This window comes from Haliovirga abyssi (assembly GCF_030295325.1).
Lineage (GTDB): Bacteria > Fusobacteriota > Fusobacteriia > Fusobacteriales > Haliovirgaceae > Haliovirga > Haliovirga abyssi.
Genome location: NZ_AP027059.1, coordinates 2,116,478 through 2,136,653 on the forward strand (window position 1 = coordinate 2,116,478; position 20,176 = coordinate 2,136,653).

At 29.6% G+C, this 20,176-nt stretch carries 12 protein-coding genes and 4 tRNA genes; 1 reads left to right on the forward strand and 15 read right to left on the reverse strand.

The window, feature by feature from the left end; all coding sequences use genetic code 11:
* Window positions 1-75: 75 nt before the first annotated feature.
* The 14 genes from RDY08_RS09295 to amyS form a co-directional block, all read right to left on the reverse strand.
* On the reverse strand, window positions 76-990 hold the full coding sequence (locus tag RDY08_RS09295) for a radical SAM protein (RefSeq protein ID WP_307904127.1): 915 nt from the start codon (window positions 988-990) through the stop codon (window positions 76-78).
* A 14-nt stretch (window positions 991-1,004) separates the two neighbouring features.
* Entirely contained in the window at window positions 1,005-2,348 is a 1,344-nt protein-coding gene (locus tag RDY08_RS09300) for a lycopene cyclase family protein (RefSeq protein WP_307904129.1), read from the reverse strand.
* Between the two features lie 157 nt (window positions 2,349-2,505).
* Window positions 2,506-3,414, reverse strand: a complete 909-nt coding sequence (locus tag RDY08_RS09305) for a carboxypeptidase-like regulatory domain-containing protein (protein ID WP_307904130.1) — start codon at window positions 3,412-3,414, stop codon at window positions 2,506-2,508.
* Window positions 3,415-3,504: 90 nt separating this feature from the next.
* Window positions 3,505-6,396 carry a PKD domain-containing protein gene (locus RDY08_RS09310; protein WP_307904131.1) on the reverse strand — a complete coding sequence of 964 codons (2,892 nt, stop codon included), beginning with the start codon at window positions 6,394-6,396 and terminating at the stop codon, window positions 3,505-3,507.
* 470 nt (window positions 6,397-6,866) lie between these two features.
* Window positions 6,867-6,941, reverse strand: a tRNA-Cys gene (locus RDY08_RS09315).
* Between the two features lie 7 nt (window positions 6,942-6,948).
* Window positions 6,949-7,024 (reverse strand) — tRNA-Phe (locus RDY08_RS09320).
* A 40-nt stretch (window positions 7,025-7,064) separates the two neighbouring features.
* Window positions 7,065-7,142, reverse strand: a tRNA-Asp gene (locus tag RDY08_RS09325).
* Between the two features lie 10 nt (window positions 7,143-7,152).
* Window positions 7,153-7,228: transfer RNA gene (locus RDY08_RS09330), tRNA-Val, on the reverse strand.
* Between the two features lie 234 nt (window positions 7,229-7,462).
* Window positions 7,463-9,253 carry a peptidylprolyl isomerase gene (locus RDY08_RS09335; RefSeq protein WP_307904132.1) on the reverse strand — a complete coding sequence of 597 codons (1,791 nt, stop codon included), beginning with the start codon at window positions 9,251-9,253 and terminating at the stop codon, window positions 7,463-7,465.
* 307 nt (window positions 9,254-9,560) lie between these two features.
* Window positions 9,561-10,778 carry an argininosuccinate synthase gene (locus tag RDY08_RS09340; protein ID WP_307904134.1) on the reverse strand — a complete coding sequence of 406 codons (1,218 nt, stop codon included), beginning with the start codon at window positions 10,776-10,778 and terminating at the stop codon, window positions 9,561-9,563.
* 173 nt (window positions 10,779-10,951) lie between these two features.
* A complete protein-coding gene (argF, locus tag RDY08_RS09345; protein ID WP_307904136.1) occupies window positions 10,952-11,887 on the reverse strand; it encodes an ornithine carbamoyltransferase in 936 nt (311 codons plus the stop codon).
* 20 nt (window positions 11,888-11,907) lie between these two features.
* Entirely contained in the window at window positions 11,908-12,831 is a 924-nt protein-coding gene (locus tag RDY08_RS09350) for a branched-chain amino acid transaminase (RefSeq protein WP_307904137.1), read from the reverse strand.
* Window positions 12,832-12,910: 79 nt separating this feature from the next.
* Window positions 12,911-14,245 (reverse strand): ATP-binding protein, encoded by a 1,335-nt coding sequence (locus RDY08_RS09355; RefSeq protein ID WP_307904138.1) that lies wholly within the window; start codon window positions 14,243-14,245, stop codon window positions 12,911-12,913.
* Window positions 14,246-14,507: 262 nt separating this feature from the next.
* A complete protein-coding gene (gene amyS / locus RDY08_RS09360; RefSeq protein ID WP_307904139.1) occupies window positions 14,508-16,298 on the reverse strand; it encodes an alpha-amylase in 1,791 nt (596 codons plus the stop codon).
* Between the two features lie 269 nt (window positions 16,299-16,567).
* Between amyS and RDY08_RS09365 the strand changes: the two genes are divergently transcribed.
* The gene (locus tag RDY08_RS09365; protein WP_307903683.1) at window positions 16,568-17,911 is read left to right on the forward strand and encodes an IS3 family transposase; all 1,344 of its coding nucleotides are present in this window, start codon (window positions 16,568-16,570) and stop codon (window positions 17,909-17,911) included.
* A gap of 230 nt (window positions 17,912-18,141) precedes the next feature.
* Here the strand turns inward: RDY08_RS09365 and RDY08_RS09370 are convergent, their stop codons facing one another.
* Window positions 18,142-20,124, reverse strand: coding sequence for a sodium-translocating pyrophosphatase (locus RDY08_RS09370; protein WP_307904140.1), 1,983 nt, complete (start codon window positions 20,122-20,124; stop codon window positions 18,142-18,144).
* Window positions 20,125-20,176: the final 52 nt, after the last annotated feature.

Consider the following 20,176-nt stretch of genomic DNA (forward strand, 5'->3'; position numbering starts at 1 on the left):
TCTGTTAGCATAAATTATTCTTGTAAGGGCAATTCATGAATTGCCCCTACACAAAAGCTAGATATTTTCAATTCTTTACTCTTTTTTAGAAAAAATCAAATCTTCTATTTTAAATGTCATATCTATCCCTAACATTTTTTCCCAATTTTTTCTTGTTTGATAATCCAAATTATATATATTATTAAGCTCAAGATAACAAGACAAATCACATTGGTTACAATCACAACTATCATCAAAACTACTTACCATACAGGTATTATCCTGCTCTCCTGCACTATTAACTGTTGTTAGCAGCCAATAATCACACTTTTTTTTCTTTCCTACACTTTTTAATGTTTTATATGAATTAAAAATATTATATCCCTCTTTTTTTAATTTCATAATAAATTCTGCACTTTCTATCTTTTCTTCTTTGCTCATAGAAGAAACGTCTGTACTTTTATATCCATATAACCAATTAAAATATATTGGAAACTCTTTAAATTCTTCCACAAATTCTTTTATATTATACTGATTAAAAGAGTTTATCATTGATAAAATAACTATATTTTTATCTCTGTTAGCTAATATATTCTTTTTTATAATATTATAAATATTTTCTCCTCTTACTTTTTCATGAAACTCTTTAGTGCCATCAACACTTATCCAAACTGTATCTGAATTAATATGTGAAAAATCATTCACTCCATTAGTAATAGTAATCGTATACAATTTTAACAATTTACTATAATTAATAATCTCTTTAATATCTTTTCTTAATGTAGGTTCTCCTCCTTCAAAAACTACAATTTTTATTCCACTTTTCTTTAATTCCAATAACTTACTTTTCCATTCTTGTGTTGATAAAACTCTATTTTTTTCACTTCTTATAGAAGGATTACACATTTTACAGTTCAAATTACATACATTTATAATTTTTATATTTGCTACAATAGGAGATTTTATCCCTAATCTCCATTTTATTTGCCTATGAATTAAAGACATATCCATATTTAATAACCCCTTTACATTATTTTTTCAATTGAATCTATTATTCTTGAGACAGTCCCTTCCAATTTATCGCTCAATTCTTCTTTTAACCATTTAATATCTTCAACAGTAAATATCTTTTTCAAAATATCAAATTCTAAATTTTTAATTAATTCTACAATTATTGAAATAATATCTTCTGTTGTTATTGTAAGCGTAAATGTTTTTTCGCAATATATAAATCCAATTTTATTAAAAAGAAGAATTATTTTATCCAATAATTCTGTATCTCCAATTGATAAAATTCTCGTAGCTACCTTATTAAAAAGTATTTGGAATTTTTCATCTGTTTTTAATCCAATTAAAGAGTCTAACGTATCTTTATCAAATTCATTTTTTTCAAAAGCAGTTATCAAATTTCTAGCATATCTTTTATAATTTTTTACAATAAATGCAAATCCCCACCCACAAGGTGTTGTCCAACATGCAGCATCTCCTACAAATGTTACATTGTCTTCTGCTATATATTGTGATACTCCACCTGATGGATACCATCCATATTTTATTTCTTGAATTTCGCAATCATTATATTTTGACATAACTTTTTTTTCTTTCATTACTTCATTAAAAGTATCTTTCATTATGTCAAATGAAACCTGACTATCTTTCAAAAAAAGTATTAACGGAAATGAACTATTTTCATCTAAAACTTCATATTCAAACACTGGCCTGCCTTCATTAAGTGATGTACTAACATCTGGATTAGTGTTTTTAAATGTCTGCCAAAACATATAATCTCCAACTTTCATATCTTGAGGAATTCCATCTTTATGTTTCATTATTGCTCCATATACAGACCACCAATAAAGTTTTTCATCTTTCAAATGATATTTTTCTCTTATTAACGAATCATATCCAGAAGCATCTACTAATAATTTAGATTCAAAATTTCCTTTAGTTGTATGTATAGTTACTGGATACTCTTTTTCTTTTTCTACTTGATGATCTAAATAATTACATTCCAACAATATCTCAGAACTGTTTTTTGTAATTATTTCACCCCAGTATTCCAGTACCTCATGTTCTTTTATATAAAGATATCCACCCTCTAATTCACTTTCCCATGCTTTATCTTTAACTCCTGTAAAAGTATCCGCCAAAAATCTTTTTACTCCAGGATAAGTATATTCTAAAATATCACCTGCTTCTCCAATATCACAAACTTCTTTTGGTACAAACCAAGACTTTGTAGTTTTTGAAATAGAAGATTTCCCATCAACCACCAATACTTTAAGCTCTTTAGATAATTCTGAGGCAACAGATAATCCTGCAGGACCTGCCCCCACTACTATTACATCATATTTTTTAATTTCTAACATAAATTTTTCACTCCCCTTTTATTTTAATTTTATACTTTTAATTTTAACACATAAATTTAGAATAATCAAAATTTCATTTTTTAATACAAAAGACGAACATTTTAGTTCGCCCCATAAATAAATTATATCAAAATTTCTTTTTCACTTCATCAATCTCCTATTCCCCTTTTATATATTGCATCTGTACATCATGCAGTGTTATTGCTCCTGCTGTCACAGCGACTATATTCTCTGAACCAGGAGAAGGTTGATACATTCCAGGAGACTTTACACTTATTTGACTTTTACCTTCTGGAATCCCATATAAAGTATATTTCCCATTAGTATCTGCTACTGTAAATTGATACTCCTTACTCCCCTCTTGGCCCCATACAACTAAAGAATGTCCACACAATTCTTTATTAAATCCACTTATTCCACCTTTAATCGTTCCATATTTTATTGTTGTATCTTCTCTTATTTCAACACTCACTTCTTTATTACTTGAAAGATTTATCCTTCCAGTAGAATATGCTGTATAGCCATCTTTAAAAGCATATATATTGATATTTCCACCTGGAATTTTATCAAATACAAAGACTCCATTTGAATCTGTAACTTTCTTAAAACTTTCTCCAGAAAAAACTCCATTTACAATTACAGTTACCCCTTCTAAAATTTTCCCTGTATTATCTCTAGCTACTCCATTTATAGAATAAATTTTATCAGAGGCCTTTGGTGTTAAATATCCTATTAAATTTTTCTGTCCATAACTAAATACAGATACTCCAGTTTCTCCATAATACCCATCTTTCTTCATACTATATCCATCTCCAGAGGCTTTTGGTATAATATAAGGTTGAGTCTCGCTATCTCTTACTAGCGGGAAATATCCATCATTGTCAGTTACAAACGTTACATCTTGAACTCTTATTGTTACTTGTCCTAAAGTTTGATTGGTTAATATATCTTTAACATATCCCTCTATTATTCCCACTTTTTTCACTTCTGGAAATCCGCCAAAACATCCTCCTAAAGTAATTGATAATATTATAACTAAAATTATTTTTTTTCCCATTTTACTCATTTATCACACCTCTTCTATTTATATATTTCCCTTCTATTATAATCGAATTTTAAAAAAAAAACTTGAGAGCAAATACTCTCAAGTTTTAAATTATTTAACTGTTATACCTATTGTTGCTGTTCCAATATTACCATTTACATCTGTAACTGTTAATGTAGCAGTATAACTTCCTGCAGTTGAATATGTATGTTCAGGACTTGCAGAACCATTTGGAGCCGTTCCATCTCCAAAATTCCATGAATATGATTTTATCATATAATTATCACTTGAACCACTTCCATCAAAAGCAATCCTACCGCCTACACTTATAGTGGTTATTCCATCTCTTACTCCTGCTATAGCCACTGGAGCTATTGTATCTTGTACTGTAATCAGTATCGTTGCAGTTGCAGGCCCATTGTTACTCATATCATTGACCTGTAATGTAACTTTATAAATTCCTGGTTTATCATATGAATGATGTATTATTCCGCCAGGTACAGATTCATCTACTCCATTAGCACTATCAAAATCCCATGAATAATATCTTATTTTATCATTATCAGTTGAACCAGTTCCATCAAATACTATATCTTCTCCAATTTCCACTGTAGTTTTAGAAGCTGAGATCACTGCTACTGGTGGCACAGTATCATCTACCGTTATGACATCTCCATATCTAGGGAGATTATCCGTCAAAACTTCTTTTGATATATCATCATATCCTGTTGCTTCTCCTGAAATTATTATATCTCCTAACAAATCTGTTCCATCACCAATATTTTCTCTTAATTTATAATATCCAGTTAAAGTCAATACACTTCCTTTTAACAAAATTGTATTATCTCTTATTGTCGTATCTGTTAAAGTCCATCTATCTGATACATCTACTCCGTTTTGTGTAAATACTGCTTTTATACTTGTTATTTTCACATCTTCATTCCCACTGTTTTCTAAATCAAATTTTATAGGTATTCCATCTCTTCCAGGTTTTACATTCTCCCAATCACAATAAACATTTTTAAGAGCCAAAGCTCCTGGCAATTTTATATCCACAGTATAATTTTTTTCTAAATCACAAATTGTAGCTTCATTTGTATTTTGATTTATAGGTGTTTCTACTACTTTAAATTTCACACTTCCTATTCTTGGAACTGTAGGTGCATTTAATTTCCAAATAGCTTTTTGTCCAACAGGAACAACTTTTTCAATTGTCTCTCCCGCAGCTAATTTCAAATCTGCAACACTTGATATATCTATTGCTACTTTTACATTCCCAGAAACTACATTACTATTTGCATTATTTGCTATTGCATACATAGAAAATTCTTTTCCTGTTCTTAATAATCCATCATTTCCACCATAATTATCTGTTTCTATACCAACTTCTAAGTTTAATTTTGATTTTTCCTGTACAGTTAATGGAATCACTTTTTCCGTACTAACAAAACTTATCTCTTGTTTTGTTTTGCTATCCACAGGCTTTTTAGTTATTTTTAATTTTATATTCCCAACTATTGGAATTTTACTAGCTTTCAATGTCCATGTCATTTGCTTGTTCATTGTTAATGTTGTTTTTGAAACCCCAGATAATAATGTTATTCCATCTAAATCAGACAAATCTAATTCTATTTCTCCTTGAGTAGAAAATGTTAATTCTCCATTATAATTTACAATTCCATATACTGTAAATTCTTGTTCTGTCTCAACTACTCCATCTTTTGCTCCCTCAGGAGAAGCAATCCATAAATTTAAACTTCCAGTCCCTTTAGCTAATACTTTCACTGTATCCAAAACTTCTGCTCCACTGTCGCTTATTTTCAGCCCAAAACTATTACTCAATATCGCATTTACAGTTGCGTCACAAAATACGTCTCCTGTTGTTGCTGTTGAAGCTAAATTATACCTTTTTGATATAGTTCCTAATCCCCCTGCTGGTATTGTAGTTAATCTATCTGAATCCCCTGTGGCTTGCCACTCTGACGACACATCTGTCCCATCTGGTTTATAAAATTTACCAACTAAAGATTTTATTGATACCTCTACACTAGTATAGTTTTGTACAGTATATCTAATTAATATGTTTGATTGTCCTGGTGCAACTGTTTCATAAACTGCATCTACACTTTTCAACTTAACTTTTGCTTTGCTAGAGTCCACTACTGTAAAAGCTGGACTTTGAACTCCTGTTGAAGCTCCATTTTCTCCTAAAAATTCTACTTTTGTATTTGCATACATTAATTTTGTATAAAAATTTCCTTCTATTGTTCCAGGTAATATTGTATAAGTTTCTGTAAAAGTTATTGTAGAGTTCGCTGCTATTTTATCTGGCATATCTGTATTTGTAATTGTAAAACTTTCGTTTTTATCATTTGTTGTTACATATCCAGGTGTTGTATTAAATACAGGTTTCGTTAATAAAGAATACTCTTTATCGCTTGAATTTGTTAAATTATATATAACTTTTATCGAATCTCCAATATTATAACTTGATTTATCTGTTTTCACATAATTTAATTTAACATCAATGTTTTGAGTTGTATTTGTAGTTGTAAATTGATAAATAGCACTAGAGTTTGATATTTTACCCGTTTTTTTATTATATGCACTTACAGAAAAAGTATACTTTACCCCCTCTTTTAAACTTGAATAATATAACTTTTTATTTGACACATACTCATCAGATTCCAATATATTTTCCGCTACGCTATTTCCTTCTCCCTGCAAGTCATAATGATATAAAAAATCATCTGAACTATATCCATCCTGTGAAGCTAAAAATTGAAATACTACAGATGTAGATGCCCCTGATATAGGTGGCTTACTTAATATTCTAATTATAAGATTACTGTCTTTTCCACCAGAACTAATCACATCTTTTGTTGTTATTTGACTCTGATCTGTATTTGTTGTAACAGTATTTAATTTATTACTACTATCGCTAGAAAAACATCCTCCAAAACTAAAAACTAATAAAAATAACAACACTCCTTTTTTCCACATAATAATCTCCCCCTAAAAATATAAAATCCATATCCAAAATATCCTTGTTTATGAACAGCTTAAAAATAACTTCCATATTTATTTTTTAAAAGTTCTTTAAACCATTTCTTATTATAAAATTCTAGAATACCATTCATTAAATATCCTTTATCTTTACTCCTAATTTATCGACATATTTTCTATTTTCTTAATTGAAAAATATAATAGTATCTACAAATTTTTTCAATTAATTTTAATATATTTATTTTGTTATGTACCTTACATAACATATTTACGATTATAACTCAAAAATGTAATTTTCTAAAACTATATTTTTATTCATCAGTATTAATCTATGTTTATCTCATGGTTTTAAAAAATTTTTTCTTTGTGTAACTTTGCGTTCTTCTTTCTTTGTGCTGAAATTATTTTTCTAACAAAAAATAAAAAAAACAGGAAAATTTCCTGTTTATAATTTAAATTTTAATTTATGGAGGCGACGAGCGGATTTGAACCGCTGAATAAGAGTTTTGCAGACTCCTGCCTTACCACTTGGCCACGTCGCCATAAAAGTGGTGCCCAGACGCGGAATCGAACCACGGACACGGGGATTTTCAGTCCCCTGCTCTACCGACTGAGCTATCTGGGCATAATCTAAAAAAAAAAAGCCAAAAGGCCTTGTGTATCAATGGCGGGGCCGACGAGGGTCGAACTCGCGACCTCTGGCGTGACAGGCCAGCGCTCTAACCAAACTGAGCTACGACCCCAAGGTATAAATGGTGGGAACAACAGGGCTCGAACCTGTGACCCCCTGCTTGTAAGGCAGGTGCTCTCCCAGCTGAGCTATGCTCCCTTTATCGCAAAATGATTATACTATATATCTTAATCTTTATCAATACAGCTTACACCTAGTTTTGACACTATACAAGAGATTATTTCTTTATACACTGTTTTTCGCTCTATTTCTTACGATACATATATTTACACATAGATAAAACTTTTGCTGCTTTTATCTATATTATCACTTTTATTAATAAAAAAAGAAGCTATCTTAAATATTATTTAAAATAGCTTCTTTTTATTTATTTTATTTTAATTTACTTTTTAAATCTTCATCCAAAATTTCAACTTTTACTTTTGGTCCTAATTCTTTTTTTAATTTAGATATTTTATCAGCAACTTTTTCATTTAAAAAATTATAAATAACTTCATCTTTTTTCTCCTCTAAAGTAGCTGCTTTAAATGGAGTATAACCTGTAAGATTTAATATATAATCCCCTTTATCTGTAGATATTACTTTAAAATCTCCTTTTTTCATTTTAAATAGTTCTTCAGTTAATTTTTTATCGTATCCTACACCAGCTATATATCCACCTTTTTCTATTGAATCTATCTCTTTTTTAGTAGAAGCTTCTGAGTATTTTTTCATAGCTTCATCTATTTTTATTTTTCCTGATTGTATATCTTTTAATATACCATTTGCTTTTTTAGTTAATTCTTCTTTTGTTTTAGCTCCTACATCTTCTTTTATTAAAATATGACTTGCTTTTACTTTTTTATCTTTTGTATTAATATCTTCTACTTTTATTATATGATACCCAAATTGTGTTTTTACTACTTCAGGATAAACTTTTCCTTTTTCTCCCTTAAATGCAGCATCTGCAAATTCTTTAACCATTTGTTTTTGCGTGAACCATCCAAGTTCCCCACCATTAGGTCCACTTGGTCCTTCAGAATATTTCTTAGCTAACTCTGAAAATTTTGTTTTTCCTGCTAAAGCTTCTTTTAATATTTTTTCTGCTTTTGCCTTTGCTGCTGCTTTATCTGCATCACTTGGTTTTAATTTTAATAATATAATATTTGCTTTTGCTGTTTCTTTTTGATCATATTTAGAATGATTTTTATTAAAATATTCTTTTAAATCCTTATCACTATATTTATAATTTTTTCTAATACTTTTTTTTAATTTTTCTCCCAAATCAGCTATTTGATCACTTACAACATAATTTTCATTAGTTTCTTCACCTGATTTTATTGCCTCTTGAGCTAAAGCTACATTTTCTTTTAAAGCTTCTAATGCTTTTTTATATGCATCTGCTTCATCTTTTGCTCCAAATAATCTTTTTGAAAATACTGTAGTTAAAAAATACATATTATCAATAGTATAATTTCCTGCTTTAATAACATCTTTATTCAAATATTTATTATAATATGCTTCCATTATTTCTATATTTGTGGCTTCTAATTTATCAGCTAACCATTTACTATAATATTTTTGAGATAGTGTGTCCTTTAACTCTTTTTCTATTCCCTTTTTTTCATCTGCATATTTTTTACCTTTATATCTCCCAAATTTATTATTTTCATAATATTCTTTCACTTTAGTTTCTGGAAGTTTATATTCAGCTTTTACAGCTTTTTTTACTTTATTTGCTAATGTTTCATCTTTTATATCTTTTTTCAAATCAGCAATAGTCAACCCTTGATATTTTAATATTGTTCTTAATTGTTTTTGACTTGTAATCCCAGAAGTAGCTTTGTTATAAGCTGCTCTAAATTCTTTTCCTGACAACTTTACTTTTAATTTTTTTGCAGATTCAATTAAAATTTCTTGTTCTATAATCCCATTAAAAGTCATAACTTTTACAATTTCAGGATCGACCTTATCTTTATAATACTGTCTATAACTATTTATACTATTTTCGAAAAGCCTTTCTACTTTTGTAACCTCAATTTTTTTCTTTCCAACTTTTACGGCAAATCTTTTGTTCACGCTACCTATTGTTCCTGCTGCTCCAATAAAAAATACTGATATAACAAATGCGATAGTAAGTACCCAAATTACTGGTTTTAATGTTTTTCTAAGTTTTCTTATCACTTTTTTGCCTCCTATTCTATTATTTTTGTACCATATTATAGCAATTCATGGGCTATTTTTCAACTAATATTTTTATTAATTTTTTTTAATTTAAATTTATTACAAATTTTTACTATAATCACTCTTTTATAATCACTTTAAAATTCCTCATAAAGAACGTTTAAAAAATAATGTTCTCATATTTTGTTATAAAAACGCTTAAAACATTGCGTATTTTAAAACAAAACGGGAATGTTATTTTTAAGCCATTCCTAAAGCACATTTAGGGAAAAGCCACGTGCTTTTCCCTAAATACAATCTTTTCTATCTATTTTTTCTTATTTTTTAACATTGCTCTTACTTTTAACGGCAATCCAAATAATCTTATAAATCCATTAGCATCTTTTTGATCATATAATTCTGTATCTGCAAATGATGCAATCTCCTCAGAATATAAAGAATAATCTGATTTTGTACCTGCCAATACTATATTTCCTTTATATAGTTTCAATTTTACTGTTCCAGTTACTGTTTCTTGAGTAACATTTACAAAAGCATCTAACGATTCTCTTAATGGAGTAAACCAAGTCCCATTATAAACTATTTCTGCATATTTTTTAGATATTAATTCTTTATAATGTAAAGTTTCTTTATCCAAACAAAGTCTTTCCAATTCATTATGTGCATAATAAAGAATTGTTCCACCTGGAGTTTCATATACTCCACGAGATTTCATTCCTACTAATCTGTTTTCCACCATATCTATTTGACCAATTGCATTTTCTCCACCTATTTTATTTAATTTATCCATTAATTCTACTGCACCTAATTTTTCTCCATCAATAGATACAGGCTCTCCTTTTTCAAATCCTATTTCTATATATGTAGGCTTATCTGGTGCTTCTTCTATTGTTTTTGATAACATAAATATATTATCTTTTGGTTCATTATAAGGATTTTCTAAATCTCCACCTTCATGAGATATATGCCATAAATTTCTATCTCTTGAATAAATTTTCTCTTTTGTTTGCTCCAATGGTATCTTTCTCTCTTTTGCATAATCAATAGCTGCTTCTCTTGATGTTAATGTCCATTTATCATCTTTCCAAGGAGCTATTATTTTTAATTCTGGATTTAATGCCATATATCCAAGCTCAAATCTAACTTGATCATTTCCTTTTCCAGTAGCTCCATGTGCTACTGCATCTGCTCCCTCTTTTAATGCTATTTCAACTTGTTTTTTAGCTATTAATGGTCTTGCAAATGAAGTTCCCAACAAATATTTCCCTTCATAAACTGCACCTGCTTTAAGTGTTGGCCATACATATTCTTTTAAGAATTCTTCTCTCAAATCCTCTATATAAATTTTAATTGCTCCTGTTTCTATTGCTTTTTCATTTAAATGGTCTAGCTCTTCGCCCTGCCCTAAGTCAGCAGCAAAAGCTATAACTTCACAACCATAATTTTCTTTTAACCACGGTATCATTACTGAGGTATCTAATCCTCCAGAATATGCAAGTACAACTTTTTTTATTTTTTTATCCATTTTTTACCCTCCAAATTTATTTTTGATAAATTTAAGCTCTAACACAACTCAAGAACGTTTAAAAAATAATGTTCTCATATTTTGTTATAAAAACGCTTAAAACATTGCGTATTTTATAACAAAATGGGAATGTTATTTTTAAGCCATTCCTAAAAGCCCTTCTTTTTCTTAATTTATCCCATTATCAAAGCCATTATTGCTTTTTGTGCATGAAGTCTGTTTTCTGCTTCATCAAAAACAACTGATTGTGCTCCTTCTAATACCTCATCAGTAATCTCTTCCCCTCTATGAGCTGGTAAACAATGCATAACTATAGCATTTTCTTTTGCCATTCCTAATACTTTTGAATTTATTTGATAATCTTTCAAATCTTCAAATCTTTTTTTCATCTCTTCTTCTTTTCCCATGCTAACCCATATATCAGTATATAAAGCATCAGAACCTTTCACAGCTTCCTCTATATTGTCAGTGATAACTATTTTAGCTCCTGATTTTTTAGCAAATTTATTTGCTGTTGCTAAAATTTCATCTGTTGGTTGATATCCTTTTGGACATGCCAAAGATATATCAATTCCCATAATACTACTTCCAATTAATAAAGAGTTTGCAACATTAGCAGCATCTCCTATATATGCTATTTTTAATCCTTCTAATTTATGAAATTTTTCTCTCATAGTTTGAAAATCTGCCATAATTTGGCAAGGATGAAATTCATCTGTAAGTGCATTTATCACTGGTACATCTGAATATTTAGCCATCTCTTCTACAATCTCTTGTCCATAAGTTCTTATCATTATTCCATCTACATATCTTGATAAAACTCTTGATGTATCTGCAATTGTTTCGCCTCTCCCTATTTGAATATCTCTAGAACTCAAATGAAGAGCTTCTCCACCTAATTGAGCCATTCCAACCTCAAATGATACTCTTGTTCTAGTAGATGATTTCTCAAATATCATTGCTAAAGTTTTTCCTTTTAACATCTCTTCTCTTATGCCTATTTTATGTCTCATTTTAATAAAATCTGCTGTATCTAAAATTTGAATTAATTCTTCCTTTGTAAAATCTTCTAATTTCAAAAAATGTCTTCCCTTTAAACTAACTGCCATATTGTATCACTCCTTATTTTTTAAACATTATTTATAAATGTCAACCATCCATATTTATCTTCTTCTCTTCCTTCTACTATATCAAAAAATCTTTTTTGAATTTTTTCTGTTATAGCTCCTCTTTCCCCTGTTCCAATCACTATTTTATCTACACTACTTACTGGTGTAACTTCTGCTGCTGTCCCAGTAAAGAATAGTTCATCTGCTATATATAGCATTTCCCTTGGTATCCCTTGTTCTCTTATTTCATACCCTAAATCATTTGCTATTTTAATAATAGAATCTCTAGTAATTCCAGGTAAAGCTGATCCATTCATAGCTGGAGTATAAATAATCCCATTTTTTATTACAAACAGATTTTCTCCGCTTCCTTCACTTACATATCCATTATAATCTAAAGCAATCCCTTCATCATATCCATCTTCTAAAGCTTCCATTTTTATCAATTGAGAACTTAAATAATTTCCACTTGCTTTTGCCATAGTTGGCATTGTATCTGGTGCAAGCCTTCTCCAAGAAGATATTTTAACTTTTACCCCTTTTTTCATTGCCTCTTCTCCAAGATATTTCCCCCATGTCCAAGCAGCAATCATTACATCAACAGGGCAAGTTTTAGGATTTACTCCTAATTGATTATATCCTCTATATACAAGTGGTCTTATATATGCTTCTTCTAAATTATTAATATTTAATGTATCCATCATTGCTTTATTAACTTCTTCTTTAGTAAATGGAACCTCTGTTCTATATATTTTAGCACTATCAAATAGCCTATCTGTATGTTCTTTCAACCTAAATATTGCACTTCCTTTAGGAGTTTTATAACACCTTATTCCTTCAAAAAAACCTGATCCATAATGCAAAACGTGTGAAAGTACATGTACTTTTGCCTCATCATGTTCTACAAATTTTCCATTCATCCAAATCTTACCACTATCTATCATCTTTATTATCCCCTTTCAAGAATTTGTACTACTATTATATCACACCATTTTTCTTTTTTCAATCTAAATATTTTTGCTTTTATATTGGCAAATACAATCTAAATTCAGTTCCTCTATTAACTTCTGATTCGACTTCTATATACCCATTATGACTTTCTATTATCTGCTTACAAATAGCTAATCCTAATCCAGTTCCTGTAGATTTTGTAGTATAAAAAGGCTCAAATATCTCTTTTATTATCTCTTTTGGAATCCCACTTCCATTATCTTCTATTTTTATTTCAATATAACTATCAATTTTCACAACTCTCACCTTAATCTTTTTATCATCTCTTTTCTTTAATGCTTCCATACTATTATTTATCAAATTAATCAAAACTTCCTTTATCTTTTCATTATCTAAAGATACTATCTTATTTTCCGCTAATTCATAACTTAATTCCACTATTCTTTCATCATATAAATAAACAATATCTTTCATAAATTCAAATAAATTAACCTCATTCTTTTCTATTTTAATACCCTTTGTATATTCCAATATTTCATTTGATAATTTTTTCAATCTATTCGTTTCCTCTTTTAATACTTCAGAATATTTTCGTAACTTTTCATCATTAATTATTTCTAATTTTTCTAATCTAAATTGCAAAAGCTGCAACATTCCGCTAATTGAATTTAAAGGATTTTTTATCTCATGTACTATTTTTGCAGCCATATTCCCAACTAATTCTAACCTAGTTTTTCTAAATTTATTTATAACCAACATTCTATTATGAATGACTAATCCCAATTGCATTCCTACTACTTTCAAAAAATTAACTTCATCTATTTCAAAAATCTTATTATTCTCTCTCTCGCTTAAATTTATAACACCAATAATATCATTTCCATGTTTTATGGGTATCGATGCAAATGAATTACTATTATAGCTCATTTTGTTTTTCATATTCAAATCCAATTCTATATCTTTTGCATAGATTATTTCTCCTTTTTCATATACTTTTCCTGCAATTCCTTCTCCAGGAATTATTCTTATTTTATTTTTTATATTTTCATCTATCCCCAAAGAGCCAGCTATAAATAATTTTCCATCATCGCCTAACAATAATATACTTCCTTTTTTAGATTTAAACAGTTCAGAAATAATAGAAATTACTTCATCAAATATATCTTTATACTCTTCACTTCCATTAACAATATAACTTATTTTAAATAACACTTCTTTTCTTACTAACTCATTTTCTATATATTCATATTTTTTTTCTAATCTATTTTCTAATTCTGAAATTTTTAGAGTTTTTGTATCTTTTTCTAAAAATTTTGAAGATAATTTTATAACTCTATTTTTTAATTTAAGATATATTTTTATAAGTAATATTATTATTATTAATTCTATAATCATAATTATTAACATTTATACGCCCCCATTTTTTTATAATATTCAATATTTAATTATACTCTATATTAATTCCAATTTCAAATAAAAAAATGATGTATCTTATTTTCTAAATAAATTTATAATTTCCTACTAAGGAACGTTTAAAAAATAAGTTTCTTCTATTTTGTTATAAAAACGCTTAAATTATTGCGTATTTTAAAACAAAATGGGGATGTTATTTTTAAGCCATTCCTAAATAAAAAAAGCTACTAACTTTTCAATTAGTAGCTTTTTTATATTATTCTTGTACCCAAACTGATGCAGAACCTCCATTTACTTTAAATTCTCCCCATCCATCTGAATTTGTATAAACTTTATCTGTCCTATTTCCTAAGTAATCATAAAATACTGCATTTGGTCTTCCTACGTCCATCCATTTACTTCCAGAACCGCCATCAGTTAATATAACTGCCATAGCTTTAGAATGTGTTGCATCTCCTAATCTTGTCCAACCTATTACATCCCAATTATCCAAATAATCTTTTTGCACTCCATAAGCATATAATTTTCTTGCTTTTATAATTTTACTCAAATTTGAAACAGGTGCCATATTTATATTATGCCCTTTATCAGTATAACTTGCTCCATATACATCTGGATAAAATACGCATGGATATCCTTCTTGTCTTAATAATATTATTGAATAAGCTAATGGTTTAAACCACCATTCCACAGGCGACTCTAAAGCTTGTAACGGTTGTGTATCGTGATTATCAACTATTGTCACTGCTTTGCTTGGATTATCTTTCATTAGAGTTCCATTTAAAATGTTTCTCATATCATAATTTCCATTTGATTTTGAAGCACTATAAAAATTCATATGTAACGGTGCATCAAATAATGATATAACCCCTGATGTTTTTGTAATATAATTTTCTAATTTACCTACATCATAGTTCCAATATTCTCCAACTGTGAATAATTCTTTTCCTGTTGCACTTCTTTCATAATTTACCCAATCTTTAAAAAAGCTAAATTTTATATGTTTTACTGCATCAAGTCTAAATCCATCAACTCCCGTTGTGTCTACATACCATTTTCCCCAATTTTTAAGTTCTTGAACCACTTCTGGATGATCCATATCCAGATCAGCATACATTAAATAATCATAATTTCCATTTTCTCCATCTACTTCCCAATCCCAGCCTTTTCCTGTTCCGTCAAATCTAAAAATAGCTTTTTCTTTTGCACTATCATCCCAATCCACTCCATCAAAGTGGTACCATCTCCATTTAAATGAAGAATATTTATTGTTTCTTCCAGGAAAATCAAATTTTGTCCATGCACTTATCATTCTAGTTCCTAATTCTAAATTTCTATTATTCCAATCCACTTTTGTTGCTTCTACTGTTTCTGTAGCATCTGCTCCTCCACGATGATTAAAAACTATATCTCCATAAACTTGCAATCCTGCACTATGAGCATTACTAATAGCATTTATATACTGATCTTTAGTCCCATATTTTGTTCTAATAGTTCCTTTTTGATTAAATTCTCCCAAGTCATACATATCATAAACCCCATACCCTACATCTGATGCTCCACCTGCTCCTTTATATGCTGGTGGAAGCCAAAGAGCTGTAATTCCCATCTTAGATAGATTAGAAGCCTCTGTTGAAACTTTATTCCATAAACTTCCATCTGCAGGATAATACCAATGAAAATATTGCATCATTGTTCCATTTATTGCAGTTGGTGTTGGCGCTGGTGCAGGTTCTGTAACTTCTGTAACTGAAATATTATGAGTGTCATCATAAAATGTAATTTTATATGTCTTATAATCAGTTACTTGATAATCTTGTGCTGGATAATTTTCACTCCAGTCTCCATAATGGTCAATTTTAAATCTTGCTGGTGAACTTTCCCCATTAAATGTCACCTCTGTTTGCCATGTGTTTGTTGAAATTTTGCTCATAGCTGTTGTTCCCCAACCATTTGCTGTACCTCTAAAATATGCTTGAGTCCATTCAGATCCACTTGCTATAAAAGTCATTAAAACCAATAAAATACCTACATAAATTTTCCTCATTTTTAATTTCCCCTTTCATTTTTTCATTCTCCCTAATATATTTATACCACCTTTTTTATGTTTTGTCAACAACTTTGGTTAATTTTTAATCTTTTTATGCTCTTTTTCTTCTCTGTGTCCTGTTTGCGGACGTAATTTTTTATTTTTATAAAAAAATAAGCTACACTTTATACTGTACCCTATAAGATGGACATTTAAAAAAAAGTTGCATCAGATATGGTATTTTTATATAATATCTATAATGTTAATTTAATAGATTGGAGGATTTCATGAGCAACAAAATATTCACAAAAAAAGAGATTGAAATTTTATCAAAAAATAAATATGTCAAAACTATAAGTTCTAAGGCAATCACATATACATCAGAATTCAGAAGAATTTTTATTGCAGAAAGTCAAGATAAAATTTTACCTAGAGCAATATTTGAAAAATATGGATTTGACGTACAAGTATTAGGGATGAAAAGGATTCGATCAGCAGCAGCAAGATGGAGACGTGCCTATAAAGAGCAAGGAGTATTAGGGTTAGATGATAGAAGAAAAGAGAACTCTGGACGACCTTTAGAAAGAGAGCTATCTTTAGAAGAGAAATATGAAAGGCTTCAAGTAAAAAATGATTATCTTCAAGCGGAGATTGATTTGCTAAAAAAGCTAGACGTGCGAGAAAGAGAGGTGAACGGTAAATTAATTGAATTATCGCCATCAGAAAAGTTTGTTATAATCAAAGATGTAATAGAAACAAGTGGTGTAAAAAATATTATAAAATATTTATGTGAAGTTGCAGAAATTTCTAGAACAAGTTATTATAACTATTTGTCTGAAACTTCCAAAACAAATAAAAGCAATCAAGAATTAGAAGATGAAAAAGCAAGAGATTTAATCATAAAAGCATATGAATTCAAAGGTAGGCAAAAGGGAGCTAGACAGATAAAAATGACTTTAGAAAATGAATTTGCTACAATTTTTAATCTGAAAAAAATCAGAAGAATTATGAAAAAATATAGTATTGTATGTACGATTAGAAAGGCAAATCCTTATAAGAGAATAGCAAAGGCTACAAAAGAGCATACAACTATTCCAAATAAATTGAATAGGGAATTTAAACAAGAAATACCAGGGAAAATATTATTAACAGATATAACATACCTATCATATGGTAATGGTCAACGTGCGTATTTATCAACTATTAAGGATAGTTCAACAGGAGAAATACCTGCATATGTATTATCTAAAAATATTAAGTTAGAAATTGCAACAGAAACAATAAGAACTCTTATGGAAAACAAAAGCTTTAAAATTCATAAGGATGCATTAATACATTCTGATCAAGGAGTCCATTATACAAGCCCAACATTTCAAAAATTAGTTAAAAATAGTGGCTTAGATCAGTCAATGTCAAGAAGAGGTAATTGCTGGGACAATGCTCCTCAAGAATCATTTTTTGGCCACTTTAAAGATGAAGCAAATATTAAAGAATGTAATACATTTGAAGAATTAATTAATGAGATTGATGATTATATGGATTATTATAATAATTATAGATGTCAGTGGGGATTAAAAAAGATGACTCCTATAAAATATAGAAATCATCTTTTAGAAAATAAATCAGCTTAACTACTTTTTTTTTAAATGTACTTGACAAAGGGTACAGATTACTTCATCTCGTAAAACATAAATATTTTTCTAAATTTTTGGGTTCTGAAAAATTTTGCTTTGAAAAATTGCATATTTCAAAAAAACGGCGTAGCTTATTTTCTGAATAAATTTACACTTTCCTATTAAATCAAAAACATAAAAAAAGGCGAACAAAATTATTCGCCTTTTTCTATATTTTTTTATTTAATTTATCTTACAAATAATGGAACTAATACTAATGATACTATTGACATTAATTTAATTAATATATTTAATGATGGTCCAGAAGTATCTTTAAATGGATCTCCTACTGTATCTCCAATAACTGCTGCTTTATGTCTATCAGAGCCTTTCCCATCACCTTTATATCCACCTTCTATTTGTTTCTTTGCATTATCCCATGCTCCACCTGCATTAGCCATCATAATAGCCATTAATACTCCTGTTACTAAAGATCCTGCAAGTAATCCTCCTAATGCTCTTACATCCCATAGTCCCATTAGTAAAGGAACAATTACTGCTAAAACTCCAGGAACTACCATTTCTCTCAATGCTGAACTAGTAGATATTTCTACACATTTTCTATGATCAGGTTTTCCAGTCCCTTCCATTATTCCAGGTATTTCTCTAAATTGTCTTCTTACTTCTTCAACCATTTCCATTGCTGCTTTTCCTACTGCAGTCATTGTAAGTGCTGAGAATAAGAATGTTAACATTCCACCTATAAATAATCCTGCTATTACTTTAGGATCAGTTACGTCTATTGCTAGTTTTTTTCCTGTTAAATGTTCTATTGAAGATTTGTATGCTACAAATAAAGATAACGCTGTAAGTGCTGCTGATCCAATTGCAAATCCTTTTCCTACTGCTGCTGTTGAATTTCCAACTGCATCTAATTCATCTGTAATTTCTCTTACTTCAGGTGGTAATGCTGACATTTCTGCTATTCCACCAGCATTATCTGCTACTGGTCCATAAGCATCAACTGCTACTACCATTCCTGTAGTTGCAAGCATACCTACTGCTGCTACTGCTATTCCATATAATCCTGCAAATTGGAAAGCTACTATTATTGCTACTGCTATTATTAATATTGGAGCTACTGTAGATTCCATACCTACTGCTAGTCCTTGAATTATTGTAGTTGCTCCTCCAGTTTGTGCTGCATCAGCTATTGAGTTAACTGGTTTTTTATCTTTTTCTGTATAGTATCCTGTTACAGATGCTATTCCTAATCCAGCCACAAGTCCTGCTACTATTGCATAAAATATTCCCATATCCATACCTAAATAATATATTACACCAAATGCTCCAATTATAGATAAAATTCCCGCAATTCTTGTACCATTTTCAAGTTTAGAATGTACTTGTTTTGGATCTGTTGTTTTTACTGTAAATGCTGCTATTATACTAGATATTATTCCAACTGCTGCTATTAATATTGGAGCTATCATATGAGCTTTACTCATTGTAGCACCTAAAGCCATAGTTGCAATTAATGAGTTTACATATGATTCAAATAGATCTGCTCCCATTCCTGCAACGTCTCCAACGTTATCTCCAACATTATCTGCTATTGTAGCTGGATTTCTTGGATCATCTTCTGGTATTCCTGCTTCAACTTTTCCAACTAAATCTGCCCCAACATCAGCTGCTTTTGTATAAATTCCTCCTCCAACTCTTGCAAATAAAGCTATTGAAGAAGCTCCCATTCCAAAACCAGTTATTATTGCCATATCCCATTTAAATACCAAAGTTAATATTGAAACTCCTAACATTCCAAGTCCTACTACTGCCATTCCCATTACTGCTCCACCTGCAAATGCTACATCTAATGCTTTAGCAAGTCCGCCATCTTTTGCTGCTACTGCTGTTCTTCCATTTGCTCTTGTAGCTATTCTCATTCCTATATTTCCTGCTACTGCAGAAGTTATTGCTCCCAATACAAATGTTAATGCTACCATTTTGTCTGGCATAAATATTCCCAAAAGAATTGCTACTCCTAATACAAACCAAACTAACATTTTGTATTCTGCCAAAAGAAAAGCCATTGCCCCTTCTCTTATAGCTTCTGTAATCTCTTCTACTTTAGGAATATTGATTTCAAATCTTCCTACTTTTGCTGAATAAAATGCCGCTGTAATTACTGCAAATACTCCTGCTAAAACACCAAAATAAACTAAACCTTCCACTCTGTTTCCTCCTTTAGATTTTAGAGTCCTCACAAAAAATATAGAGCTCTTG